This is a genomic window from Flavobacterium sp. W21_SRS_FM3, from assembly GCF_052113625.1.
GTDB lineage: Bacteria > Bacteroidota > Bacteroidia > Flavobacteriales > Flavobacteriaceae > Flavobacterium.
The window spans coordinates 1-25,671 of record NZ_JBGQOD010000004.1 but is presented as its reverse complement, the minus strand read 5'-3'; the positions used below and the strand labels follow the sequence as shown (position 1 = coordinate 25,671).

Here is a 25,671-nt window from a genome sequence, read left to right as displayed (position 1 = left end):
AATACAGCAAAACGATAGATAGAAAGAATGTTTTGGATATTATAAACAGACTTATAAATTTTCGCTGCCAAAATCAGTTCACTTTTAGCCATTAAATAAAAACTTAGATATAATGAAAATTTTAAAAAACATATACATTGCAATAATACTGACTTGCCTATCATTTACGAGTATGAATGCTCAAATACACATTTTACCTATTTGGGAAAAAAATATTCCGGGTGAGATTATAGAGAACGACTATCAAGAGAAACAGATTTATAGTGAAAACACTTTAAAACAAGTAAGCCAAGTAGTAACACCCACGTTAACGATGTACAAGCCGGATATAATAAACACAAACAATACTACTGTTGTAATGGTAATTCCTGGTGGTGGTTATTCCCATTTAGCGATAGATAAAGAAGGGACTAAAATAGCAGAGTGGTTGAATTCACTAGGCATTACAGCTATGGTTTTAAAATATAGATTACCCAGTGATGTAATAATGAAGGATAAGTCTGTAGGTCCATTGCAGGATGCTCAAGAAGCAATGAGAATTATAAGAAGAAATGCTGAGAGATGGAAAATCAATCCGCAGCAGATTGGTGTCATTGGATTTTCGGCAGGAGGTCATTTGGCTTCAAGCCTAGCCACACACTATAATGAAAAAATTTATAACCAAACGGATACAATAAGTGCTCGCCCTAATTTTGAAATGCTAATTTATCCCGTAATTTCGATGCAGAATGACATAACCCATAATGGCTCCAAAAATAACCTTTTAGGAGCATTACCTTCTTCAACTACAGTAACTCATTTTTCAAATGAAACCTGGGTTACAACGAGCACTCCACCCACTTTTTTAAGCCACGCTACAGATGATAAAGCAGTACCGTGCGAGAACAGTCTTCGCTATTATTTAGCACTAAAAAAACATCAGGTAGCAGCAGAATTACATTTATATCAAAGTGGAGGTCATGGCTTCGGACTTAGCCCCAAAGAAACTCATATTAATTGGACTAAGGAGGCCGAGAACTGGCTATTGAACAATCACTTCATGCAGTAAATTTTCTATACTCTGCTTATGACTATAACAAAACCAGGTCTCGCCTACTGCTATTAACAGCAAGAAACGATCTCATTCAGCATTTAAAAAGAAGCATAAAAAAACCCGTGAAGCTCAGGCTACACAGGTTTAAAAAAAACTAACTAAACTTATTCAAAACAATATATATATTTTATAATATAAATTTAAAAATATTAATCTTCAGATACTAAAGGTCTTTCAATTTCCATAGCCACATCTAACAAAACAGCTACTCCTTTATCATTAACCATTGTCATGTTTAAGGTGTCAAGCACGGCTAATCTTCTTGATATTAAACCACTAAATTGGTTGTAAGAAATATTCATTTCTTTTAATTTATTTAATTTTTCTAAATCAAAAGGAACTTGACCTTCCATTGCATTTTCGAACAAACTTAAATTTTCCAAATTTGTCAAATTAGCAATTTCAGAACTTAATTTACCACTAAGCTTATTACTATTTAACAATAAGGTTTTCAATGTTTCAACCTCGTATAAAGAACTAGGTATTTCACCTTCAATCTCATTATTAAAAAGAACTAAACTTTCTAAGTGTTTTAATTTTCCAATTTCAGTTGGCAATTCACCTGAAAGTTGATTCATATATAACTCTAAATTTTTTAAATTCGTTAATTCACAAATCGCTGCAGGTATTGTTCCTGTTAATTGGTTAAATGAAAGATCCAATACAGTTAGCTCTTTTAAATTTTCTAAAGAGGTAGGTATAGTACCTGAAATCGCATTTTTATGAAAATTCAATTCTTTTAAATTAACTAACTGGCTAATTTCAGTAGGGATTTGACCTACTAAATTGTTATCTGATAAATTAATAGCAACTACTTTGTCTCCCTCTAGTTTTACACCGTACCAAGAAGCAATTGGTGCAGTTAAATCCCATTTAGTTTTCCAATTATTACCGTTAGTGGCCTTATGAAGATTTAGCAATACCGCTTTGTCAGAAATAGAAACATCTGCTAACATTGTAAATGAAGCTAAGACTGTTAATGCAAGGGTAAATATATTTTTCATAATAACTGATTTATCGTTTAGACAGAATAAAAGTACACTCAAAACAGCTTATCAGCAAATAAAATCGATGAACTACATATATAAGTATTATTTACATCTAAAATTCCTACAAAAAAAATTAAAATTACTATGAAATAAATATTTATATTTGGACACTAATCAAACAGTAAACTTATGGAAATTAACTTTTTAGCACTTTTTGTAGCAGCACTTTCAACACTTGTAGTAGGCTTTATCTGGTATAATCCTAAAGTATTTGGAACCATCTGGATGAAAGAAGCAGGAATGACCGAAGAGAAAATGAAAGGTGCTAACATGATCATGATTTTTTCAATGGCTGTATTTTATGCCTTTTTAATGGCTTTAATACTGCAAATGTTGACCATACATCAATATGGGGCTTTGGGGATGGTAGGTGGTGACCCGTCATTAGCAAAACCTTCCTATACTGCCTTTATGTTAGATTACGGTACGGCATTCAGAACTTTTAAACATGGTATGCTGCATGGCTTTATGACAGGTTTATTTTTAGCATTACCTATCGTAGGAACTAACGCTCTATTTGAGAGAAGAAGTTGGAAATATACATTAATTTCTGGCGGATTTTGGATTGTGTGTTTTACGATAATGGGCGGCATTATTTGTGCTTGGGTTTAATTAAAATCAATAACTTAGAGACTCCTCAATGATTAACTAAATCTATGAGGAGCTTTACTCTTATAATAATTCTTCAATAGTTTTTGCTAACTTAAAGTCTCTATCAGTAAGCCCATTAGCATCGTGTGTGGACAATCGAATGTTTACTTTATTATAAACATTGAAAAGTTCAGGATGGTGATTTTGTTTTTCGGCAGCGACCCCAACTTGCACTATAAAACCTAAGGCTTCACTAAAACTTTTAAAAACAAATTTCTTTTCTATCCCATTATCATTAAAATGCCAATCATCTAAATTTAGTAGAAAAGCTTGTGCGGTATTTTCGTTATATATGTTCATAGTTATGCTTTTTTAATAAAATTAGTTAAATATTATTTATTAGTCTGTCTTTTTCACTTTATATAGTATTTTAGACAAAAAAACACCAACTCTTGATTGCTAATTTTTCTTTCAAAATTTATACTTCCACAGATGATCTTCCCTTAGAGTGGGATTCACTGGCTGCGAACAATATTTTTTTATCCTATGACTATTTGAAAGTGTTAGAGGATTCAGCCCCAGACAACATGATTTGTCATTTTGTAGGTCTGTTTAAAGAAGAAAACTTAGTAGGAATTGCTCTTTCACAATTTATTGATTTAAGCAATATCAGTTCTTTTGGAGAAAGAGATCATTGTATTAGAAAAAAAGTACGAACTTTTGTCTTTAAAAATCTGAGTTCAAAAGTATTAGTATTGGGTAATAATATGTTAACGGGCCAAAACGGCTATTATTTTAGTAAAAACATACCCACATCAGATGGTTTAATTCAATTGAATCAAGCTGCTGAAGCACTTAGACATCTTTTTGCTAAAAAGGGATTAAAAACACATCTTACTATTTTTAAAGATTTTTTAGCAACCGATATACAGTATTTTAATATTCCTGAATTTAATTCGTATTTTAAATTTTCTACTCAACCAAATATGCTTTTCTTAATTAGAGAATCTTGGAAAACATTTGATGATTATATTGATAGCAAAAGCAAGAAATACAGAGACCAATTTAAAAGAGCGCGAAAAAAATCAGTTGGAATTACGAAAAGAAAATTAAAAATTGAAGAAATAAGAAGCTACCGTTCTCGCATATATGAATTGTATATGAATGTTGCTAAGAACGCTCCATTTAACACTTTTTATCTTCCTGAAAACCATTTTGAATCCTTCAAAGAATCTTTAAAAGACAATTTCCTATTCTACGGTTATTTTATCGAAGAAGAATTAATTGGCTTTAATACTTTAATTAAAAATAGATCAGATATTGATACTTATTTTTTAGGGTATGATGAAAAATACCAAAGAGAAAAAATGCTGTATTTAAACATGTTATACGACATGATTGGGTATTCAATAAACAAGCAATACAAGCGAATAATTTTTGCTCGCACAGCATTAGAAATAAAAAGTTCAGTGGGTGCTAAACCCATTGATATGTTTGGTTTAATGAAACACAGCAATTTTTTTATTAATTTATTTGTGTCCAAAACATTTCGATTCTGTGAACCAAAAATGGTATGGCAAGAGAGAAATCCATTTAAAGAAGAACCTGCACCTAAGCAATAGCCACTTTAATTTTTGATGGAGCAATTGCAATGTTAAGTTCTGTTTTTTGTCCTAAATATTCTCCGTCAATCTGAAAACTTACAGGATTATTTGTTGTAATGATGGCTTCATCTGTAGATATAATTTCTACATCTTCTGGTTCAATAGGCATATTTCCCGTAATAATTTTACCAAAAACGACTAAATCTAAATTCTTTAAAACAATCAATTCAAATTTACCATCATTCATTACACCATGAGGATTTATCACTATTCCTGTTCCATATTTTTGCGAATTAGCAATTACGATCATACGCGCTTCGCATTCTAATGTCTTACCATTTGCCATAATTGTTGCTACAAAGGGATCTTCCCTATCCATTAATGTGTTAAATGCTTGTAATGCATAGCCCCATTTCCCGTGTACAGCACTATTTTCATAGTTCTTTATCAACTCGGCATTCAAACCTAAATCACTTAAGTGTAAACTTTTTACACCGTTAATAACCACCACATCAATTTCCATAAAGTTATCTTGAAAAGCAACAACCAAACTTTCTTCTATTGTTTTAGGTAAACCTAAATCTGTTGCTAGGCCGTTAGCTGATCCAGCTGGAAGAATACCGAAGATAATATCCTCGCCTTCTAAAGCTTCAGCCACTAGTTTGATTGTCCCATCTCCTCCGGCAATAATAATGCGCTCAGGCTGAAACCGCTGATAAAACTCTTTGATTTTTGAAATATCATCTTCTCCAGAAGTCTCAAAAAGGATAAAGTATTTGTTCTTATTTGCTGTAAAAAGCGCCACAGTCTCTATTAGCTCCGACTTATCTATTCCTCCAGAAACAGGATTGACAATCAATATGACATTCTTTTTCAAAATTTACTTCTTTAATTGATATTTAATAATTAATTTTCATCACTCTTCAAAAGTATTAAATAAAATGAAACCTATTCTAAAATTATATCGAGGGTACGCAAATGATCAGGAATTAATTGTGATGGGACATGTTTTTAAACCTACTAATAGAAAAGACTATGATTTTCTTTCTACTAATTTTAAAAATGCAAGTTCAGTAATTAGTATGTTCCGAATCAAAACAGAGTCAAATGCTGATGTTTATTTATCCTATAACAATATTAAAATTCATACCAGAACCTTATCTGATGGTTACTTCAAGTTTTGCATTCCTATAGAAGCTACCGCAGAATATGGCTGGATTGATTATGAAGTAAGTATTGTTTATAAAGAACAACCTATCGTTAGTAAAGAAAGCTACGTAAAGCCATTTAAAGGCGATTTAGGGATCATATCTGATATAGATGACACTTTCTTAGTCTCTTATACAATCAACCCCTTTAAGAAGTTATACAATCTGTTATTTAAAAATGTTAATTCAAGAAAAGTATTTGAAGATGTGGCCACACACTATCAAGCTTTAAGCAAGGCAGGAAGAGATAATAATGGCGAAGAAAATGCTTTTTTTTATGTATCTAGCAGTGAATGGAATTTATACCGTTTTCTTGTAAAATTTACTGAAATACATAATTTACCAAAAGCCGTTTTATTGCTTAAGGATATTAAAACGAGCTTAACTAATTTTATATGGACGGGAAGAGGAGGACACAATCATAAATTTGATAAAATCAAGCATATATTAGAATTTTATCCCAACTTAAAATATGTATTAATAGGAGATGACTCACAGCACGATCCCTATTTGTATGAAGCGATCAGTAAAATATTCCCGTTAACGGTCAAAGCGATTTACATTAGACAAACAGGAAATCATAAAAAAGACAAAGTAAAGAAAGCGTTGAAAAACTTAGAATCGTTAAACGTATCGGTATGCTATTTTAAAACTAGCGCAAAAGCTATTGCACATTCAAAAAAAATAGGATTAATTTCATAATATCTAAATGTTTTTTTTCTAGCCCAGATAGAAATGAAAATCCTTTACATAAGAAAAATCCTTTTTTGTCACTAGGGTAGAGCGACCAAAGGAAGCTCCTACGATAGGGAAACAAAAAAGGATTTTGAATGTAAAGATTGTAATGTATAGCTGGAATAGCTACATATTATCTATTTCTTCTTGAACAACTTCCCAGTCTAATAGAAATTTGTCCAAGTCTTCTTTTTTCTTATTATATGCTTTAAAAAAAGCTGCATCTTCAATATGTTTATCGTAATTAGAAGTTAGCATTTTGTCATCATTCTGAATTTCTTTCTCTAATTGTTTTATTTGGCTTTCAATTTTACTCAGACGGTTTTGTAATGACTTCCCTTTTTTCTGATCTTCATAAGATGCTTTGTTACTTTCTTTAGGAGCAGCCGCTTTTTGAGCATCTTTTTTCTCCACCTCGCGCATATTTTCTAGATTGCGCTGTTCTAAGAAATAATTAATATCCCCTAAATACTCTTTTATTTTTTGGTCCTTAAACTCGTAGACTAAATTAGACATGCCTTGTAAAAAGTCCCTGTCGTGAGACACCAATAATAGCGTTCCACCAAATTTTTGCAACGCAGCTTTTAATACGTTCTTAGATTTTATGTCTAAGTGATTGGTAGGCTCATCCATTAATAATACATTGATAGGCTGTAATAATAATTTACATAAAGCCAAACGATTGCGTTCTCCTCCTGAAAGTACTTTTACTTTTTTCTCAACATCATCCCCGCGAAATAAGAACGAACCTAACATATCGCGAACTTTCATTCGGTTTGTATCCGCAGCTGCATCTTCCATCGTTTGTAACAAGGTGATTTCACCATCAAGATATTCTGCCTGATTTTGTGCAAAGTATCCTAATTGCACATTGTGTCCCAATTTAATCGATCCTTGGTATTCAAATTCATCTACAATCGCTTTAATGAAAGTAGATTTTCCCTGACCATTTTGACCCACGAAAGCAATTTTACTGCCGCGCTCCACTAATAAATTGATATCCTTAAGAATCGTTTTGTCTCCGTAACTTTTAGTCACGTGCTCTGCTTCTATAACTACTTTTCCGGGTTCCTTAGAAACAGGAAACGAAATATTCATTACCGAGTTATCGTCTTCATCTACTTCAATACGCTCAACCTTATCTAATTTTTTGATTAAAGACTGCGCCATTGATGCTTTTGAAGCCTTAGCACGGAATTTTTCAATCAACTTTTCTGTTTCCTCAATCTTCTTCGCTTGATTTTTTTGTGTAGCCAATTGCTTTTCACGAATTTCGTGACGCAACTCTAAGTATTGTGAATACGGCTTATTAAAATCATAAGCTTTCCCTAATGAAATTTCGATTGTTCTATTGGTTACATTATCTAAGAACATTTTATCGTGGGAAACGATAACAACAACTCCAGGATAATTGCGTAAAAAACTCTCTAACCAAATGATACTTTCAATATCCAAGTGATTTGTAGGCTCATCTAAAAGCAACACGTCATTAGCCTGTAATAATAATTTGGCTAGCTCGATACGCATTCTCCATCCTCCAGAAAATGTTTCTGTTTGATTATTAAAAACCTCTCTTTTAAAACCTAGACCTAATAAAATTTTCTCAGTATCGCCTACATAGTTATAACCTCCTAATAAATCAAATCTATGGGTATAATCAGATAAATCTTCAATAATTTTAGAATACTCTTCACTTTCATAATCAGTTCTAGTTACTAATTGATGATTAATTTCTTCTAATTTCTTTTCTACAATCTTTATATCTACAAAGGCTTCATAAGCTTCTTCAAGTACCGTTCTTCCTTGTTCAAAATCGATATCTTGACGTAAAAAACCCATGCGAACATCTTTCTCTTGAGAGATAACTCCCGAATCTGGCTTAAAGTCACCTGCAAGCATTTTCAACATTGTTGATTTTCCTGCACCATTCTTTCCAACCAGACCAACTCGATCTCCTGCACCCAATCTAAAAGTAACTTCTTCAAATAAATATGTACCCCCAAATGAAACCGATAAATTATGTATATTAAGCATGTAATGTTATTTTATTCCCTTTTGAATGTGTAAATTTGTAACAGCTAATCAGGAAAAATTAAATTTTTTGCAAATGTTAAAAAAAGGATCCAAACTATATAGTATTTTAACAGGAACTTGTCCTAAATGTCAGAATGAGAGTATGTATTTGGACAAAAACCCTTTGCATTTAGCAAATGTTTTAAAAATGCATGAACATTGTAGTCATTGTGGTTTAAAATACCAAATCGAACCTTCTTTCTTTTATGGAGCGATGTATGTTAGTTATGGATTAAATGTTGCCGTAGGAATTGCTGCTTTTATTATATCCTTTTTATTTTTTAACAGCTCCCTCAAAACAGCATTTATTGTTATAATTATTGCTCTTTTAGTTACATTTCCATTTGTCCTAAGATTATCTAGAAACATTTACATCAACATGTTTGTTTCTTACAATCCCAACTTCAAAGCCTAAGTTAGTTTTTTCCCTAACTTAGTCCAATATCTTTTAACGTCTATTTCTTTTGGAAGCGCTGCACCGTTTTCTATGGAATCAAACAAAGCTTTTGCCATTGCAGGACCAAGCATAACTCCACGTGTGCCCAAACCGTTTAATATATGAATATTTTTATTTTCAAAATGGCTTCCTACCAAAGGCCTTCTATCTTTGACGGTAGGTCGTACACCTGCAAAATGAGAAATAACTTCAAAATCGCAGTCAATAATTTCTTTTATTCTATCAATCAATTCTAACCGACCTTCTTCTGTTGGTAAATCAGTCTTATCTTTCCAATTGTAAGTAGCTCCAACTTTGAATAAACCTTCTCCTAATGGCAATATAAACACACTTGTATTGACGATCACATCTAAATCCAATCCTGGCGCCTTAATGATAAAAAGTTCGCCTTTTGTACCATCTAGCGGTAATTCACGAAAATATGGATTGGCATGTAAGCCAAATCCTTCAGCAAAAATAATATGTCGCGCCACTATATCTTTATACTGAACATTTTCAGTTGACACTTTTAGCAAATTATAATCAAAGGTTTCATTTCCAAATAAACCCATCTTCATTAGGTAAATTCTATACTGTTTTAATAAGGAGGCAGTATCTACGTATCCCGTTTGTAGAACCTCTCCATAATTATATGGCGAGTGTATTCCTGCATATTTTTTTTTAATTAAATCAAGGGATAAAAAGGGTGACAATGCATCTTTGTCAGAAGCAGCAAACCAATTGTTTTGCTCTTCTATTGAAAAGAATTTTCTTAAAATAGGTTTTTCAAAATCAACTGGATAGGCTAATTTTGACTCTAATTTTCTGTAAAATTCCTTCATTAAAAGCAATTGCGTTTCTGCTTGCCATACTTCACTAAACCTTTTTAAAATAACGGGATTGTACAAACCTCCAGCAATTTTAGAAGATTGTTGAGAATCATTGTCTAGAATTACAACAGTCTTACCACTATTCAATGCTTCCTCTGAAAATGAAATTCCAGCAATCCCTGAGCCAACTATAATATAATCTACCATAAGTTAATCAATTTGCTGAGCTGCACAATTTAAGAAATCGCCAGACAGCATATATATAAAACAAAAAACTCTTATCATTTACGATAAGAGTTTTTATACTTTTTGATGAGAATTAATAATTCCACATATCTGATTCAAAATCACGAATCTTTTCTTTCACTCTTTCAGATTCTAACAATTGATTTTGTGAATTGTCTTTCATATAATCTGCAATAGATCGGTCACCATACACATTTTCCTCTTTGTAGATAACGCTGTTAAAACGCCTCGAATTTAAAATCTGATCAAATGATATTGGCATAGCCGAATTAGAGTTATTAAATGCTTTTGCCTCATGTAAAACATCTCTTGCTGATGGGAAGAAAATCCAAAATAATTCGATATAATCTTTCTCATCACTGTTCATAGAATAAACATCAGGTGTTACAGGACAAATACCTAGCAAACGATATTTCAATTCACTTTGACGTTTATCAAAATACCAGTATCCTTTTATTTTGTATTGTGTTACATCTTGCGCAGTCAAATCTGACCTTAAAATATATTCAGGTGAAACACTCATTCCCGCATTCACTTGCTCTCTACCTGCATCAGTAGTATCAATACGACTCAACGAAGATTGAATGTCTCTATAAGATTTTTTAGTATTAAAATAACTATCAGTATACACCTCAGTTATCGCACCGCTTTTCACCGCTTTTGTAAGCACATCATACAATGAACGTCTATCCGAACCGATATTTGCGGTATCAATAGGGAAATATAAAGCGAAGTTAATTCTTTCACTAAGGTCAATAATCTCCCAAGTGGTTTTACCCATCAAGATATCTCTATCATGAACATAACCATAAGCCAATGGCTTATCATTATCCGAAATAAGTTGTGCAGCAGTTTTAAGTCCTATTTGATCAGGTGTTTTTGCATTCAACAAATTAGATTGTGCAAAAGAGGCAAAACTTCCTGCAACAGAAAAAATAACTATTAAAAAATTTCTCACATTCATCATGGTTTCATTATAAGATATTGAAGAAGTCTATTGACAACTTACTTATTATTGTATTTCAAAAATTACTGGAGCAGTTCTAGGCAATAAATAACTACCCGCGCCCACTAATTTAGTTTTAATTTCAGAAATAGTTACTTGATCTCCTCTTCCTGCTTTAGAAAGAACAGCTTTACATTGTGCATTTAATCTATCACCTTGAACAACTACTGTAGGTTGTCCTGATATTTTTAAATTAAATCCTACAACATTCAAGCCTACTTCAAAATCAAAGTCTTCTAATTTAGCCCCAATAGTTGCAATTTCTAAATTAGATTTAGGACCTTTAACGATTCCTGTTTCTCCTCTAATTGTACCTGTTGGACCAGGAATTCCTTTGATTCTATATACTCTTTTATCAGTAGCTACTTTTCCGTCAGACATTTTACCTGAAACATTAATCACTACTTCATTTCCGCCACCTGGACTCATACTGTATTTTCCATTTCCTAACTTAGTTAATCCAGGAGCAGATGCAGTAACATCGCTATCAGAAATACCAGCGAATGAAATAGACATTGGGTTTACAACTCCTCTGTATACTACATTCATTTTATCAGCAGAAATAGTAGCTGAATTAGGTCTTGGAACCACCACATATTTTCCTTGGAATTTCAATGGAATTGTTTTCCCATCTTCAATGAACGTAAATTGCCCACTAATATTTTGTTCTCCTACACCACCAGCTGTTAAACCAATAACCGCTTGTCCTGTTGCAGGGTCCAATTTCGCACCTGTAACACTGGTTGGTTTAGTATTTTCATCGTAACGTCCTAAAACGACTTTACCTGTAACTTTTTCTCCTTGAAAGTAAGCGTTTTTGTCTAAAACTACAATTGCCTGATAGTTACTGTAAGAGGCAGCTGCTACAGCGGCTTTCCCTAAAGCAGAACCGTACACATCAGACTCCGTTTTTTCAATATCACTTTGCCAAGTTGACAATTTAGCCACTGATGCTACAGCAGGAAAGCCTTTAAAATGATAGGATAAATACTTATCAGATAAACCTTCTTTATTTTTAACATCTGATACGTCAAACTTTTTTTCAACTTCTGCTAAAATAGAAGCATACTTTTTATCATCTCCAAGAGCAGCTTTCATATCTGCCTTGTATTTGTTAATCTTAGCGATGATTTCGTTACCTTTAGGAGAATAACCCTCTCCAGTAAACCATGTATCTAAATTATCACCCTTATCCATTTCTTCATAAGGAAGTTTTCCTGTCTCTTCATCAACTTCATAACCTTTTATAGCCTCAGCCTTCAAAGAAGAGATGTAGTCATAAAATTCTTTTGTAGTTGCTTTAACCTTATGAGCGGTAACAGCTGCTAGGGCAAATTCACCTTTTGCTTCTGCTGCCTTTGTATCTAAAGCCATTAACAATTGCTCGTTAGTTGCTTGAGAAGAGGTATTAGAACTTTCAAATTTTTCATTCATTAGACCAAAAGCCGATAAAACTTCTTTTGACATATTCATTGCCAACATAGCGATAAAAACCAAGTACATTAGGTTAATCATCTTCTGTCTAGGGGTTAGTTTTCCTCCTGCCATATTTTCTACAAATTAGTTTATTATTATTAAATATAGTTTAAAACTAATTATCCTTTAGTGTTCATTGCAGAAAGCATTCCTCCATAAACATTGTTCAATGATGACAAGTTATAAGTTAGAGACTGCATTTGGTCTTTTAATTTAAGGTTGTTCTCAGCAACTTCTTCATTAATCTGTGCATTTCTAGAAGCGCTTTGCAATTGTACTTTATACAAACTGTTCAAAGATTCCATTTGTGCCGCAGCTAATGTTAACTCTTCACTGTATTTTTTTGTAGAAGCGATTGAATCTACTGTAGGTGCAATTCCTTTTGCAGCAGCTTCAAAATTCTTAATACTATTTCCTAAGCTTGACATTAATTCACCATCAATTTTAGCATCTTTCAACATCATATCTAATTTCTGAGACAATAAACCTTGTGCTTCAGCAGGAGCTGCCTCTACTTTAACGGTTTTAGTCTTAGCTTGTCCATTAGCCAATTCAGGGTACACCAATGTCCAATCTAAATCAGTATCAACTGGCTCAAAAGCTGACAAAGCAAATATTAATGCTTCTGTTAGTAGTCCAATCGAAAGCATTACTGTACCTGTCAAAGGCCCAAGTTCAAAATGCGTAATTTTGAATAAAGCACCAACGATTACAACTGCAGCACCCATTCCGTATGCGAAATTCATTGCTTTTTTACTTAATATTGCCATAACTTTTAATTTTTAGATTTTAGGTTTGTTTTTAGTAGGTTTTTTTTATTTATTATCTTTTTCTACCGGTAGATGTACCAGTTGTTTGTAATCCCATGTAATCTTGTACCGTTCTAAATCCGATGAAACTTCTTGCAGAATCAGCGTATTCAAAATCTCTAGTACTCACTTGTAAGAAGTAAGCAACATCTTTCCAAGATCCACCACGAACTACTTTACGCTTATTTGAAGCATCTAAAACATTGGGGTTCATTGTAGATACATATTCGTAAGCATTAGGGTCGTATGAAGAGTCTGTCCATTCAGAAACATTCCCCGCCATATTGTATAAGTTGTAACCGTTTGGCTCGTATGATTTGGCTTCAACTGTATAAAGTGCATCATCAGCAGCATAATCTCCCCTGTTTGGTTTGAAATTTGCTAAGAAACAACCTCTATCATTTTTAGTATAAGGTCCTCCCCATGGGTAAGTTGCTGATTCTAGACCACCTCTTGCAGAATATTCCCATTCAGCCTCAGTAGGTAATCTGAATGAGTTAATTAATTCACGACCTTTCTTTTTTGACTTTATATATGAGTTTTTATTTAATGTTCTCCAAGCACAAAAAGCTTTGGCTTGTGTCCACTTCACTCCTACTACAGGATATTCACCATATGCTTTATGCCAGAAATAATCATTGTGCATTGGCTCATTGTATGAATAAGCAAAATCCTTAATCCAAACTGTCGTATCAGGATACACCTTTACTTCTTCTGTTTTAATAAAATCTTTTCTTTTCCCCACCTTCGCTTTTGCTGCAGCTTGAATATCCATCCAAGAATAACGAAATTTCAATTTATCAACATCAATCGTACGTAATCCATTGTAAGATGCCTCTATAGGCAAATACATAGAGTCCATAACCTCAACGTAATATTCGTCTGGATATAATTTAGTATCTGTTATTAACTTAACTTTTCTGTTTAACTTTCTATGAGCATATTCATCATCATCAGTACCAATGCTGTAATAATTGTCATACATATACTTATCGTATGCAGTCATTTTTTCTGGATCAGCATCGTTAAAAGCAAAGTCTCCTATGCTTCCTCCTTTTTTTCCTTTTCCATCACCTGGTTTAATACCACTCATATCAGCAAGAATCGCTAGTCTAACTCGCATTGTAGAATCTTTTACCCATTCCACAAATTGACGGTACTCACTATTGGTAATTTCTGTTTCATCCATATAGAATGACCTCACAGTTACCGTTTTAGTAGGTGCGTCTTGAATGTTAGCAACATCATCATCTGATTTACCCATAATGAATGCACCTCCAGGAACTAATGTCATTCCGTAAGGCTTTTCAGGATGCCATTTCCCGCCATCAACACCGACTAATTCGCCTTTGTCCCCTGACTTACCACAGCTAATCAATAATGCTAAAATTGCCATAAATGCAACGAGCTTCTTCATATAAAATTAAGTTATGTATTCATTATTTTTTAAGTGTGTAAACCTATTTATTATTTTTTTAAAAAACAATTTTTTTACACTAAACAACATTTTTTTTTAAATTATAAAATAGCTAAGGGCAAAAACAAATTATATGATATTTTTTCGCTGTGCTTTCCACCATCTTTCAGGTAATTCTTGATTACACGCCCCAAGGTATTCATCATAAGAACAAGGTAATAACGTATTTCTCTTCAATTTATTATTCCCATTAGATACAAATGGAATTTCAATCCACCAACGATCTGTTTTGTCACTCTTATAAAAAACTAAAACCTCCTCTTCAATAGGTACAATATACTTAATATAATTCTCTCTACTCCCAAATGGATACTCATTAGAACGGTAATGAAACCCTTCAATAAAATACCAGATTATCTGAGCAATCAGCACCGATTCTTGAACGGTATTATTATGATTAAAAATTCCAAACATAGAAACCTTATCACTGATACCAGCGTATCGCGATAGAGAACATATTTCTTTTCCGTTAAATCCATTAGGGCTAAAGGATACAAAATTTCCAGAATCAGATGACTTTACTGAAGTCAAATCGAGACTCACAATATCAGCATCTCTAAATACAGGTTCTGCTAATGCAATATTGTTTGAAATCTCTCCTAATCGGTAACCATCAAAAAATAATTTTTCGACTAAGTCAATCTCTTCCTGTGAATTATAGTAGGTTTGATACCCAATATTACAATAATTAAACAAATTATTAGGCTCATCTATAATAATTTTTGTCAAGTAAGACGTAGATAAAACTCCGCCATCTTCTTTTCCAAAATCAAATTTACTGTCTATTGACACTAGATTCACCATTTGTTCTAGCTCATCATATGCTCTATATAACGCATATGTTAAATCTTGTGAACCACCTATAACAATAGGAATAATCCTATTCTTGATAAGATGAGCTGCTACTTTTCTCAGCGCAAAGTACGTATCGTTAGTAGAATTACCTGCTAGAATATCTCCTAAGTCAGCAATTGAAGCATCCCAGTTACCTGGATACATACTGTATAATTCTTTACGGATAGCTGATAAATCTACTACAGTCGTAGGATTCTCAGCACCTCTATTTTCAACAACACCAATAATGGCTATGGAAATTTTATTTAGATCTGGAAATTGTTCTTTAGTATGAAAAACGACTTTACTCCCTAACTGTTGAGAAGTAAATCCTTTTACCATTTCAAAAATCTCATTATCTATTGGCCTTAGAAAATCAAATTCCATTCTATTTCTTTTTTACTGTAGTTTTCTTAGCAGCGGGCTTTTTAGCGGCTGTTTTCTTTGCAGGAGCTTTCTTAGCAGCTACTTTTTTAGCAGGGGTTTTCTTAGCAATCATTTCTTGAACTTCTTCTAAAGTCAATTTTGTTGCGTCTACCTCTTTACCTAACTCAATTTTTATTTTACCTTTAGTAATGACTGAACGTCCCCATCTCGCTTTTTCAACTAAGATTCCTTCGTCTTCCCAGTTATGCAATACTTTGTCGATATTTTTTTGCACTTTATCTTCAATCAAAGTTTCTATATCTTGCTGTGATAAATTATCAAAATTGTACTTTTTATTTACATTGATAAACAGACCATTCCACTTAATAAAAGGACCAAAACGACCAACACCTTTTTGAACACCTTCGCCTTTGTACACCGCTATTGGTGCGTCAGCAATGGCTTTCTCATCAATTAGCTCTTTGGCTCTATCAAAATCAACATCCAAAGGATTTTCTCCTTTGGGTAAAGAAACGAATGCCGCACCATGACGGATGTAAGGACCATAACGACCATTACTCACCTCTACTTCTTCACCTTGATATTCCCCTAAGTTCTTAGGAAGTAAAAATAAATTTAATGCTTCCTCTAAAGTGATGTTTCCAATATTTTGCTCCGTTAATAAACTAGCAAATTTCTTATCCTCATCATCCGCCTCACCAATTTGAGCCATCGGACCAAACTTACCTAAACGAACAGATACCTGCTTACCCGTTTTTGGATCTTTCCCTAAAATTCGTTCCCCGCTTTCTCTTTCCGCATTAGCCTCAACATCTTTTACAATAGGATGGAATTTATCATAAAACTCTTTCATCATTATTGCCCAGTCCACATTTCCTTCGGCAATTTCGTCAAAATCCTGCTCGACTTTTGCAGTAAAATTATAGTCTAATATGTTTCCAAAATTCTTTACCAAGAAATCAGTAACAATAGTACCAATATCAGTGGGAACTAATTTTCCTTTATCAGACCCTGTATTTTCTTTCAATAACTTCTCCCCTACTTTATTAGATTGTAAAGTAAGCTGCGTATAATTACGTTCTGAACCATCAAGATTCCCTTTCTCTACATAATTTCTATTAATGATTGTAGAAATTGTAGGAGCATAAGTAGAGGGACGACCTATACCTAGTTCTTCCAATTTCTTAACCAAAGAAGCCTCAGTATATCTAGCAGGCGGCCTAGAATATCGCTCTGTTGCGGTAATATAATTATTGTCTAATTTCTCATTAACTTTCATTGCAGGCAACATTCCTTCTTGCTCCTCTTCGTCATCATCATGACCTTCAAGATACACTTTAAGGAATCCTTCAAAAAGCAATACTTCACCTGAAGCTGTAAACAACTCTTTATGATTGCTTGCTTCAATTTTTACATTTGTTCTTTCTAACTGAGCATCACTCATTTGCGAAGCCAATGTTCTTTTCCAAATAAGATCATACAATCTTGCTTGGTCTCTATCAATATTTACAGTATGGCGTGACATGTCCGTAGGACGAATGGCCTCGTGCGCTTCTTGCGCCCCTTTACTTTTATTGGTAAACGTTCTGGGTTTTGAAAATTCTTTACCATATGATTTAATAATTTCAGCCTGAGCAGCATCCATTGCATCTTTAGACAAGTTTACACTATCTGTTCTCATATAAGTAATTAATCCCGCCTCGTACAGTCGCTGAGCTAATTGCATGGTAATTCCTACTGGTAAATACAGTTTTCGTGCTGCCTCCTGTTGCAAGGTAGAGGTTGTAAACGGACCTGTAGGTGATTTTTTCGTAGGTTTAGTTTCTAAATCCGAAACCTTATAAGTAGAGTTAATATTTTTATTTAAAAAATCTTCAGCTTCTTTTTTAGTGCTAAAATTTTTAGGGAGTTTGGCTTTAAACGTTTTTCCGGCTTCATTAGTGAATTCTGCTACAACAGAATAGCTTGCCACTGCATTGAAATTTTGAATTTCGCGTTCTCTTTCTACAATTAAACGTACAGATACAGATTGCACACGACCAGCAGAAAGACCTCCTTTTATTTTTCTCCAAAGTACTGGTGACAACTCATATCCAACAAGTCTATCCAAAACTCTTCTTGCTTGCTGTGCATTAACTAAGTTATAATCTATTTCACGAGGATTGTCAATTGCCTTAAGAATAGCTGATTTAGTGATCTCATGAAAAACTATTCTTTTAGTTTTCTTTTTATCCAATTTAAGTTCTTCTGCTAGATGCCATGAAATAGCCTCACCCTCTCGGTCCTCATCACTTGCTAACCAAACCATTTCAGCTTTTTTAGCTAAACCTTTTAATTTAGTTACTAATGCTTTTTTATCAGATGAAACTTCATATTTAGGTTTGAAATCATTTTCTACATCTACTCCTATTTCTTTTGAAGGCAAGTCGGCAATATGCCCATAACTTGACTCTACTTGATAATCACTTCCTAGAAATTTCTCGATTGTTTTTGCCTTTGCAGGGGACTCAACTATAACTAAATTCTTTGCCATTGCTCTATTTTTCTAGGACAAAAGTATCTATTTTTTTTAAATATCGTGCTTTCCACACTAATTTTGAATGATTTCGTTGTGAACGGATACCAACTTATACTACGGTTTATTTTTTTATAGCCCTGATTGTAGCGAAAAGCCCAGAGCATAAAAAGCCCAGTTTCTTGTTTTAAAAATGCGACCAGCGGAAGCACTTTTTAAAACTTTAGAAACCTCCTTTTTTATGTGAGGACTTGAAGCAGAAAGCAGGAAATGCTCCTGAACTCTAATAACCAACGATTAACTAAAAACAATGTTAATTCTTCATCTGACATCTTGTCATATTGAATCAAATTCCCGTATCTTTGCGCTTTGCAAAATATATAATGGAAAAGATCATTGAAGAAAGCAAACAAGGCGAAAGTCTTGTTTTAGAAAATAAGCCCGGGAATACAAAAAAACTCTTTATAGAAAGTTATGGTTGTGCGATGAATTTTTCGGACAGTGAGATTGTAGCTTCTATTTTATCAGGGAATGGGTATAATACAACACAAGTTTTAGAAGAGGCTGATCTAGTTTTAGTCAATACTTGTTCTATTCGTGATAAAGCCGAACAAACGGTTCGTAAACGTTTAGAGAAATACAACGCGGTAAAACGCATTAATCCTAAAATGAAAGTGGGCGTCCTAGGTTGCATGGCCGAAAGACTAAAAAGCCAGTTTCTTGAAGAAGAAAAAATCGTTGATTTAGTTGTAGGCCCAGATGCCTACAAAGACTTGCCTAATTTATTAAGTGAAGTAGAAGAAGGCCGTGATGCAATCAATGTTATTTTATCTAAAGACGAAACCTATGGGGATATATCGCCTGTACGTTTAATGAGTAATGGAATCACAGCTCTAGTATCAATAACCCGTGGTTGTGATAACATGTGCACATTTTGTGTGGTCCCTTTTACTCGAGGTCGTGAACGTAGTCGCGAACCTCAAAGTATCATGAAAGAAATTCAGGATTTATGGGATAAAGGTTTTAAAGAAATTACTCTTTTAGGCCAAAACGTAGATAGTTATTTATGGTACGGTGGTGGTTTGAAAAAAGATTTCACAAACGCTTCCGAAATGCAAAAAGCTACTGCTGTAGATTTTGACCAATTATTAGAAATGGTAGCCGTAGGTTTTCCAAAAATGAGAATTCGTTTTTCAACCTCAAATCCTCAGGACATGCACGAGAGCGTTTTGCACGTAATTGCTAAACATGCAAATATTTGTAAACACATCCACTTACCTGTGCAATCAGGAAGCAATAGAATATTGAAAGAAATGAATCGTTTACACAGTCGCGAAGAGTACATGACGTTGATCGATAAGATTAGAACTATCATACCTAACAGTTCAATTTCTCAAGATATGATTGCAGGTTTCCCCACAGAAACAGAGCAAGACCATCAGGATACTTTGAGTCTAATGGAGTATGTAAAATATAATTTTGGTTACATGTATTCTTATTCTGAACGCCCTGGAACATTGGCAGGAAGAAAAATGGAAGACGATGTCACAGAAGAAACCAAAGCAAGAAGACTACAAGAAATAGTAGACCTTCAACAAAAACACGCATGGCTTCGCTCAGAAGAATTCATAGGTCAAACCGTTGAAGTATTAGTGGAGAAAGTCTCTAAGAAGTCTACCGAAGAATTTTCTGGAAGAAACTCGCAAAGCATCACTGTTGTTTTTCCAAAAGAAAATTATAAAATAGGAGATTTTGTAAACGTAAAAATCACAAGTTGCACTAGCGGAACTTTAAAAGGTGAAGCTATAGGGTATTCTAGTATGAACTAAAAATGTTTAAAGTTTAAGCTTTAAAGTGACTAAGAGAACTTTAAACCTTAAACAAGTATTACTTTAAACTATAAGACAATGGAATCAGTTCAAAATATAAAACAACGATTTGAGATTATTGGGAATGACCCAAAGCTTAATCGTGCGATTGAAAAAGCCATTCAAGTTGCTCCTACTGATATTTCAGTATTAGTAGTGGGAGAAAGTGGTGTAGGTAAAGAAAGCATCCCTAAAATAATTCACTCACTGTCCCATAGAAAACATGGCAAATACATCGCGGTAAACTGTGGTGCCATACCTGAAGGAACTATTGATAGTGAACTTTTTGGACATGAAAAAGGGGCTTTTACAGGTGCTACAAGTACACGAGAAGGGTATTTTGAAGTGGCTGACGGAGGAACTATATTTTTGGACGAAGTAGGGGAATTGCCTTTAACGACTCAAGTACGATTGCTTCGTGTGTTAGAAAACGGAGAATTTATAAAAGTAGGTTCTTCTCAAGTACAAAAAACAGATGTAAGGATTGTAGCAGCAACTAACGTTAATCTATTTGATGCAATCGAAAAAGGAAAGTTTAGAGAAGATTTGTATTACCGTTTAAGCACAGTAGATATTCTTCTTCCTCCTTTAAGAGATCGAAAGGATGACATTCATTTATTGTTTCGAAAATTTGCCGCTGACTTTGCACACAAATACAAAATGCCTCCTTTAAAACTAGATGACAATGCAGTGCAAGTTTTACAAAAATTTAGATGGAGTGGGAACATCCGTCAATTAAGAAACGTTGCCGAACAACTTTCAGTTTTAGAAACCAATAGAGAAATTTCGGCTGCTACTCTGCAATCTTATTTACCATCTGAAGGGAGTAATTTACCCTCAGTAATAAAAAACAAAAAAGAAGAGAGCGATTTTAGCACAGAAAGAGATATTTTATACAAAGTGCTTTTTGATATGAAAAGTGATTTGAATGATTTGAAAAAATTAACTTTAGAATTAATGAAAAGTGGGACAAGTAAAGCACAAGACATCAATCCTAATTTAATTCAAAAAATTTACGGTTCAAAAGAAAGTGATAGTGAAATAGATTTTGAAGAAGAACCTAGAACGGCGCTAATCTCTTCTCCTAATAAGGAAGAAATTTATCAAGAAAATGATGACAGCTATCTTTTTGCAGAAACCATCGAGGAAGAAGAAGTGTTGCGTTTAGAACAAAAAGAGATTGAAATGATTAAAAAATCATTAGAGAAAAATAAAGGCAAGCGTAAAGCAGCTGCTGATGAATTAGGTATTTCAGAGCGAACATTATATCGAAAGATAAAGCAATTTGACCTCTAGAAAACCCAAAAAATATTTGTCAATTTATTTTGAATATCTTTGAACCAACCCTTTAAGAATTGATCAATCAATTTTAAACTTACAATGAAGAAAATACATTTACTTATTACTGCCGTATTACTTATCAGCTTAAGCAGTTGTTCCGTATATAATTTTACTGGAACAGGTAAAATTGACGCAGACACTTTCCAGGTTAACTTTTTTCAAAACAATGCCGAATTGATTGAGCCTGGTATTGATAGAACATTCACATTGGCACTCCAAGACCTTATTCAAAACCAAACCAATTTGAACTTGGTTAAAACTGGTGGAGATTTAACTTATGAAGGTGAAATAGTAGATTACAGGATAAGTCCAATGACTGCGACAGCAGATCAACAAGCATCACAAAACCGTTTGAAAATAAGAATTAATGTTCGTTTCATCAATAAAAAGAAAGAGACAGACGATTTTGAAAAAGCATTTGAGTTTTATTACGATTATCCTGCTCAACAACAACTTTCTGGCGCTACATTAAACGCAGCATTAAAAGAAATTTTTGATCGTATCACACAGGATATCTTTAATGAGTCCCTCGCTAAATGGTAATGGATGGCATTTTAAAAATCTAATGCTCTTTATAAGAGGTCAGCAGATTGATGAATATCTAATAAATGAATAACTTTTATGAATGTAACCGATTATACTTTTTTGATTAATAAATCAAACACTATTTCTGAAAGTCAAACCCTTGAATTAGAAAAAGTTTTAGATGAATTCCCTTATTTTCAAAGTGCAAGAGCTTTGCGATTAAAAGGGCTTTATAATCAAAATAGTTTTAAGTATAATTTTGCTTTGAAAGTTACAGCAGCGCATACCACTGATAGAGCTGTCTTATTTGATTTCATTACTTCAGAAAATTTTGTTTCCATTCAAAAAGGACTTTTCGAAAAACAAGCATTAGAACTCCTTGACATAGATGTGGTGGATAGTCTAGTTATTACTACAGAAAAAAAATCAGAACCAAAAAAACTAAGTATTGAGCAGTCGATACTATCTTCGATAAAAGAAGCATCAGCAACAGTAGTAAATGACCATTCAAAAGAAGTAGAAGAAAAATTGCATCTTGGTGAACCACTAGATTTCACACCTAATGAAAAACACTCTTTTCAAGAGTGGTTGCAGCTTTCCAGAGTACAACCTATTAATAGGAACGAAGAGAAAAACGATACTAATATTCCAGAAGAAGACGAGGATAAAAAGAAAAAAGCACTACTTATTGACCAGTTTATACAAGCCAGCCCTAAAATATCGCCTGTCAAGCATGGTGTACCTACAACGGTGCAAATAGACATTAATAAAGAGGACAACTCTTACTTAATGACCGAAACTTTAGCCAAAGTCTACTTAGAGCAAAAAAAATATCAAAAAGCGATTCAAGCATATGAAATATTAATTTTGAAATATCCAGAAAAAAGTAGTTTCTTTGCAGACCGTATAGCGGATATCAAGATTTTACAACAAAACAATAATAATTAAACAATGAGCACATTTTCAATTTTTTTAGTTTTAATCACAATAGTTTGTTTTCTATTGGTAGTAGTAATAATGGTTCAAAACCCTAAGGGTGGTGGTCTTTCTTCAACATTAGGAGGTTCAACTCAAATGGGAGGTGTTCAAAAAACAACTGACTTTTTAGATAAAAGTACTTGGACACTAGCTACTATATTGATCGCATTAATTTTACTATCTAGTCTAAGTTTCTCTGGTAACTTAAGTGATAACGATTCTAAAATAATTGAAAACACAGAAACAACTACTGCTCCTGTTGCTCCTGTACAAAATACACCTGCTGCAACAAACCCAGCAAACTAAAATACCAACACTTATTCTTAATGCCAGCTTGTCAAGCTGGCATTTTTTTTAAGAAAATATGTCAGTTATCAGAGCATGGCACAATTTCTGAATCCGTATAAACATCATTATAGTAAAATAATAAAAAACATATAACTATGGCTTTAAACATCAAACCACTTTCAGACAGGGTTCTTATTGAACCAGTTGCTGTTGAGACTAAAACTGCTTCAGGAATTTTTATTCCAGACACTGCTAAAGAAAAACCACAAAAAGGAACTGTAGTTGCTGTAGGTAATGGCACTAAAGATCACAACATGACCGTGAAAATTGGAGATACCGTACTTTACGGAAAATATGCTGGTACTGAATTGAAATTAGAAGGTACTGATTATTTGATTATGCGTGAAGACGATATTCTTGCAATTATCTAAAAAAACAAGTTCAAAAATTAAATATTAAGACTAAAGATTTGTAGTTCATCAGAACAATTTAAAACTTTTTAAACCTTAAACAATTTAAACAAAAAAATAAAATGGCAAAAGATATAAAATTTGATATTGAAGCTCGCGACGGACTAAAACGCGGAGTTGATGCATTAGCAAACGCAGTAAAAGTAACATTAGGACCAAAAGGACGTAACGTAATCATTGGAAAATCATTTGGTGGACCAAACGTTACTAAAGATGGTGTTACTGTTGCTAAAGAAATTGAATTAAAAGACCCATTAGAAAATATGGGAGCACAAATGGTTAAAGAAGTAGCTTCAAAAACTAATGATTTAGCTGGTGATGGAACTACAACTGCAACCGTTTTAGCACAAGCAATTGTGAAAGAAGGTTTAAAGAACGTAGCTGCAGGTGCAAACCCAATGGATTTAAAACGTGGAATTGACAAGGCTGTTGAAGCAATTGTAGCTGACTTAGCTAAACAATCAAAAGTGGTTGGTTCTGATTCTGATAAAATCAAACAAATCGCATCTATTTCTGCTAATAATGATGAAGTTATTGGTGAATTAATCGCTACAGCTTTTGCCAAAGTAGGAAAAGAAGGAGTAATTACTGTTGAAGAAGCTAAAGGTACAGATACTTATGTTGATGTAGTAGAAGGTATGCAATTTGACAGAGGATATCTTTCTCCATATTTTGTTACTAATTCAGAAAAAATGGAAGTGGAACTTGAAAATCCATACATCCTTTTATATGACAAAAAAGTATCATCTTTAAAAGAATTATTACCCGTTCTTGAGCCAGTGGCACAATCAGGAAAACCATTGTTAATCATTGCTGAAGATGTTGATGGGGAAGCTTTATCTACATTAGTAGTAAACAAACTTCGTGGAGCTTTAAAAATCGCTGCTGTAAAAGCGCCTGGTTTTGGAGACAGAAGAAAAGCGATGCTAGAAGATATCGCTATCTTAACTGGAGGAACTGTAATTTCAGAAGAAAGAGGATACACACTTGAGAACACTACATTAGAGATGTTAGGTACTGCTAAAAAAGTAACTATCGACAAAGACAACTCAACAATTGTAAGTGGCGCAGGTGAAGCTGATATGATCAAAAATCGTGTCAACCAAATCAAAGGTCAAATGGAAGCTACAACTTCTGATTACGACAAAGAAAAATTACAAGAGCGTTTAGCTAAATTAGCTGGTGGTGTTGCTGTACTTTATGTAGGAGCTGCATCTGAAGTAGAAATGAAAGAGAAAAAAGACCGTGTTGACGATGCATTACATGCAACTCGTGCTGCAGTTGAAGAAGGAATTGTTGCAGGTGGTGGTGTTGCTTTGCTAAGAGCTAAAGAAGTTTTAAGCACGATCAATGCTGATAATGCTGATGAAGCAACAGGAATTCAAATTGTATCTAGAGCAGTAGAAGCACCTTTAAGAACTATTGTTGAAAATGCAGGTCTTGAAGGATCAGTTGTAGTAGCAAAAGTGGCTGAAGGAACAGGTGATTTTGGTTACAATGCTAAAACGGATGAATATGTAGACATGCTAACAGCAGGTATTATCGATCCTAAAAAAGTAACACGTGTAGCATTAGAAAATGCAGCATCAGTTGCTGGGATGATTTTAACTACTGAATGTGCTCTAATTGACATTAAAGAAGAAGGTCCAGCTGGCGGTATGCCAATGGGTGGCGGTATGCCAGGAATGATGTAATATCTTCCTCTTACTGTATAAAAAAATCCGTTCATCAAAAATGAACGGATTTTTTATTTTTAAATATAGCCAATTAACAACATGAGCTAATATTAATTAGATTGCTGTTAGTTGCTTTAAATCAGCGATGGTTGCTAT

23 protein-coding genes are annotated in these 25,671 nt (G+C 33.6%); 12 read left to right on the top strand and 11 right to left on the bottom strand.

Annotated features, from left to right (window positions below):
• Positions 1-112: 112 nt before the first annotated feature.
• Positions 113-1,048: an alpha/beta hydrolase gene (locus tag ACEN2K_RS08080; protein ID WP_441758828.1), complete on the top strand. Its 936-nt coding sequence runs from the start codon at positions 113-115 to the stop codon at positions 1,046-1,048.
• A 194-nt stretch (positions 1,049-1,242) separates the two neighbouring features.
• Here the strand turns inward: ACEN2K_RS08080 and ACEN2K_RS08075 are convergent, their stop codons facing one another.
• Positions 1,243-2,097, bottom strand: coding sequence for a leucine-rich repeat domain-containing protein (locus tag ACEN2K_RS08075; RefSeq protein ID WP_441758827.1), 855 nt, complete (start codon positions 2,095-2,097; stop codon positions 1,243-1,245).
• A gap of 174 nt (positions 2,098-2,271) precedes the next feature.
• Between ACEN2K_RS08075 and ACEN2K_RS08070 the strand changes: the two genes are divergently transcribed.
• Positions 2,272-2,754 (top strand): DUF1761 domain-containing protein, encoded by a 483-nt coding sequence (locus tag ACEN2K_RS08070; protein WP_441758826.1) that lies wholly within the window; start codon positions 2,272-2,274, stop codon positions 2,752-2,754.
• 60 nt (positions 2,755-2,814) lie between these two features.
• Here ACEN2K_RS08070 and ACEN2K_RS08065 read toward each other — a convergent pair whose 3' ends face one another.
• Entirely contained in the window at positions 2,815-3,093 is a 279-nt protein-coding gene (locus tag ACEN2K_RS08065; protein ID WP_441758825.1) for a 4a-hydroxytetrahydrobiopterin dehydratase, read from the bottom strand.
• A gap of 92 nt (positions 3,094-3,185) precedes the next feature.
• On the opposite strand from ACEN2K_RS08065, the gene ACEN2K_RS08060 reads away from it, so the two are divergent.
• Complete coding sequence (locus tag ACEN2K_RS08060; protein WP_441758824.1) at positions 3,186-4,355, top strand: 8-amino-7-oxononanoate synthase; 1,170 nt, start codon at positions 3,186-3,188, stop codon at positions 4,353-4,355.
• Here the strand turns inward: ACEN2K_RS08060 and ACEN2K_RS08055 are convergent.
• A complete protein-coding gene (locus ACEN2K_RS08055; RefSeq protein ID WP_441758823.1) occupies positions 4,345-5,214 on the bottom strand; it encodes a diacylglycerol/lipid kinase family protein in 870 nt (289 codons plus the stop codon). The genes ACEN2K_RS08060 and ACEN2K_RS08055 overlap by 11 nt on opposite strands.
• 64 nt (positions 5,215-5,278) lie before the next feature.
• Here ACEN2K_RS08055 and ACEN2K_RS08050 point away from each other — a divergent pair, with 64 nt between their 5' ends.
• Complete coding sequence (locus tag ACEN2K_RS08050; protein ID WP_441758822.1) at positions 5,279-6,247, top strand: App1 family protein; 969 nt, start codon at positions 5,279-5,281, stop codon at positions 6,245-6,247.
• 159 nt (positions 6,248-6,406) lie between these two features.
• On the opposite strand, the gene ACEN2K_RS08045 is transcribed toward ACEN2K_RS08050, so the two are convergent.
• Positions 6,407-8,314: an ABC-F family ATP-binding cassette domain-containing protein gene (locus ACEN2K_RS08045; protein ID WP_441758821.1), complete on the bottom strand. Its 1,908-nt coding sequence runs from the start codon at positions 8,312-8,314 to the stop codon at positions 6,407-6,409.
• A gap of 73 nt (positions 8,315-8,387) precedes the next feature.
• On the opposite strand from ACEN2K_RS08045, the gene ACEN2K_RS08040 reads away from it, so the two are divergent.
• Complete coding sequence (locus ACEN2K_RS08040) at positions 8,388-8,768, top strand: DUF983 domain-containing protein (protein WP_441758820.1); 381 nt, start codon at positions 8,388-8,390, stop codon at positions 8,766-8,768.
• Here ACEN2K_RS08040 and ACEN2K_RS08035 read toward each other — a convergent pair.
• From ACEN2K_RS08035 to topA, 7 genes are all read right to left on the bottom strand, one after another.
• Entirely contained in the window at positions 8,765-9,826 is a 1,062-nt protein-coding gene (locus tag ACEN2K_RS08035; RefSeq protein ID WP_441758819.1) for an NAD(P)/FAD-dependent oxidoreductase, read from the bottom strand. The genes ACEN2K_RS08040 and ACEN2K_RS08035 overlap by 4 nt on opposite strands.
• A gap of 112 nt (positions 9,827-9,938) precedes the next feature.
• Positions 9,939-10,829: a gliding motility protein GldN gene (gldN, locus tag ACEN2K_RS08030; protein WP_441758818.1), complete on the bottom strand. Its 891-nt coding sequence runs from the start codon at positions 10,827-10,829 to the stop codon at positions 9,939-9,941.
• 48 nt (positions 10,830-10,877) lie between these two features.
• Positions 10,878-12,419, bottom strand: a complete 1,542-nt coding sequence (gldM, locus tag ACEN2K_RS08025; protein WP_441758817.1) for a gliding motility protein GldM — start codon at positions 12,417-12,419, stop codon at positions 10,878-10,880.
• A gap of 47 nt (positions 12,420-12,466) precedes the next feature.
• On the bottom strand, positions 12,467-13,117 hold the full coding sequence (gene gldL, locus ACEN2K_RS08020; protein WP_441758816.1) for a gliding motility protein GldL: 651 nt from the start codon (positions 13,115-13,117) through the stop codon (positions 12,467-12,469).
• A gap of 52 nt (positions 13,118-13,169) precedes the next feature.
• A complete protein-coding gene (gene gldK, locus ACEN2K_RS08015) occupies positions 13,170-14,573 on the bottom strand; it encodes a gliding motility lipoprotein GldK (protein ID WP_441758815.1) in 1,404 nt (467 codons plus the stop codon).
• 129 nt (positions 14,574-14,702) lie between these two features.
• The gene (locus ACEN2K_RS08010; protein WP_441758814.1) at positions 14,703-15,854 is read right to left on the bottom strand and encodes a formimidoylglutamase; all 1,152 of its coding nucleotides are present in this window, start codon (positions 15,852-15,854) and stop codon (positions 14,703-14,705) included.
• A 1-nt stretch (position 15,855) separates the two neighbouring features.
• The gene (gene topA / locus ACEN2K_RS08005; RefSeq protein ID WP_441758813.1) at positions 15,856-18,387 is read right to left on the bottom strand and encodes a type I DNA topoisomerase; all 2,532 of its coding nucleotides are present in this window, start codon (positions 18,385-18,387) and stop codon (positions 15,856-15,858) included.
• A 365-nt stretch (positions 18,388-18,752) separates the two neighbouring features.
• On the opposite strand from topA, the gene miaB reads away from it, so the two are divergent.
• From miaB to groL, 7 genes are all read left to right on the top strand, one after another.
• Positions 18,753-20,198 carry a tRNA (N6-isopentenyl adenosine(37)-C2)-methylthiotransferase MiaB gene (gene miaB, locus ACEN2K_RS08000; RefSeq protein ID WP_441758812.1) on the top strand — a complete coding sequence of 482 codons (1,446 nt, stop codon included), beginning with the start codon at positions 18,753-18,755 and terminating at the stop codon, positions 20,196-20,198.
• A gap of 78 nt (positions 20,199-20,276) precedes the next feature.
• Positions 20,277-21,533: a sigma-54 interaction domain-containing protein gene (locus tag ACEN2K_RS07995; RefSeq protein WP_441758811.1), complete on the top strand. Its 1,257-nt coding sequence runs from the start codon at positions 20,277-20,279 to the stop codon at positions 21,531-21,533.
• 84 nt (positions 21,534-21,617) lie between these two features.
• The gene (locus ACEN2K_RS07990; protein ID WP_441758810.1) at positions 21,618-22,121 is read left to right on the top strand and encodes an LptE family protein; all 504 of its coding nucleotides are present in this window, start codon (positions 21,618-21,620) and stop codon (positions 22,119-22,121) included.
• 78 nt (positions 22,122-22,199) lie between these two features.
• Complete coding sequence (locus ACEN2K_RS07985) at positions 22,200-23,051, top strand: tetratricopeptide repeat protein (protein WP_441758809.1); 852 nt, start codon at positions 22,200-22,202, stop codon at positions 23,049-23,051.
• 3 nt (positions 23,052-23,054) lie between these two features.
• Positions 23,055-23,387, top strand: a complete 333-nt coding sequence (secG, locus tag ACEN2K_RS07980; protein ID WP_441758808.1) for a preprotein translocase subunit SecG — start codon at positions 23,055-23,057, stop codon at positions 23,385-23,387.
• 137 nt (positions 23,388-23,524) lie between these two features.
• Entirely contained in the window at positions 23,525-23,800 is a 276-nt protein-coding gene (locus ACEN2K_RS07975; RefSeq protein ID WP_441758807.1) for a co-chaperone GroES, read from the top strand.
• 101 nt (positions 23,801-23,901) lie between these two features.
• Positions 23,902-25,533 (top strand): chaperonin GroEL, encoded by a 1,632-nt coding sequence (gene groL / locus ACEN2K_RS07970; RefSeq protein ID WP_441758806.1) that lies wholly within the window; start codon positions 23,902-23,904, stop codon positions 25,531-25,533.
• Positions 25,534-25,671 lie beyond the last annotated feature (138 nt).

Bases quoted from the DNA above. Each gene is read 5' to 3' on its own strand.
- ACEN2K_RS07975 (WP_441758807.1), top strand. From the start codon at position 23,525: ATGGCTTTAAACATCAAACCACTTTCAGACAGGGTTCTTATTGAACCA.
- ACEN2K_RS08010 (WP_441758814.1), bottom strand. From the start codon at position 15,854: ATGGAATTTGATTTTCTAAGGCCAATAGATAATGAGATTTTTGAAATG.
- ACEN2K_RS08040 (WP_441758820.1), top strand. From the start codon at position 8,388: ATGTTAAAAAAAGGATCCAAACTATATAGTATTTTAACAGGAACTTGT.
- gldM (WP_441758817.1), bottom strand. From the start codon at position 12,419: ATGGCAGGAGGAAAACTAACCCCTAGACAGAAGATGATTAACCTAATG.
- ACEN2K_RS08070 (WP_441758826.1), top strand. From the start codon at position 2,272: ATGGAAATTAACTTTTTAGCACTTTTTGTAGCAGCACTTTCAACACTT.
- ACEN2K_RS08080 (WP_441758828.1), top strand. From the start codon at position 113: ATGAAAATTTTAAAAAACATATACATTGCAATAATACTGACTTGCCTA.
- ACEN2K_RS08065 (WP_441758825.1), bottom strand. From the start codon at position 3,093: ATGAACATATATAACGAAAATACCGCACAAGCTTTTCTACTAAATTTA.
- gldL (WP_441758816.1), bottom strand. From the start codon at position 13,117: ATGGCAATATTAAGTAAAAAAGCAATGAATTTCGCATACGGAATGGGT.
- gldN (WP_441758818.1), bottom strand. From the start codon at position 10,829: ATGAATGTGAGAAATTTTTTAATAGTTATTTTTTCTGTTGCAGGAAGT.
- secG (WP_441758808.1), top strand. From the start codon at position 23,055: ATGAGCACATTTTCAATTTTTTTAGTTTTAATCACAATAGTTTGTTTT.
- ACEN2K_RS07995 (WP_441758811.1), top strand. From the start codon at position 20,277: ATGGAATCAGTTCAAAATATAAAACAACGATTTGAGATTATTGGGAAT.
- ACEN2K_RS08045 (WP_441758821.1), bottom strand. From the start codon at position 8,314: ATGCTTAATATACATAATTTATCGGTTTCATTTGGGGGTACATATTTA.
- ACEN2K_RS08035 (WP_441758819.1), bottom strand. From the start codon at position 9,826: ATGGTAGATTATATTATAGTTGGCTCAGGGATTGCTGGAATTTCATTT.
- miaB (WP_441758812.1), top strand. From the start codon at position 18,753: ATGGAAAAGATCATTGAAGAAAGCAAACAAGGCGAAAGTCTTGTTTTA.
- gldK (WP_441758815.1), bottom strand. From the start codon at position 14,573: ATGAAGAAGCTCGTTGCATTTATGGCAATTTTAGCATTATTGATTAGC.
- ACEN2K_RS07985 (WP_441758809.1), top strand. From the start codon at position 22,200: ATGAATGTAACCGATTATACTTTTTTGATTAATAAATCAAACACTATT.
- groL (WP_441758806.1), top strand. From the start codon at position 23,902: ATGGCAAAAGATATAAAATTTGATATTGAAGCTCGCGACGGACTAAAA.
- ACEN2K_RS08050 (WP_441758822.1), top strand. From the start codon at position 5,279: ATGAAACCTATTCTAAAATTATATCGAGGGTACGCAAATGATCAGGAA.
- ACEN2K_RS08075 (WP_441758827.1), bottom strand. From the start codon at position 2,097: ATGAAAAATATATTTACCCTTGCATTAACAGTCTTAGCTTCATTTACA.
- ACEN2K_RS07990 (WP_441758810.1), top strand. From the start codon at position 21,618: ATGAAGAAAATACATTTACTTATTACTGCCGTATTACTTATCAGCTTA.
- topA (WP_441758813.1), bottom strand. From the start codon at position 18,387: ATGGCAAAGAATTTAGTTATAGTTGAGTCCCCTGCAAAGGCAAAAACA.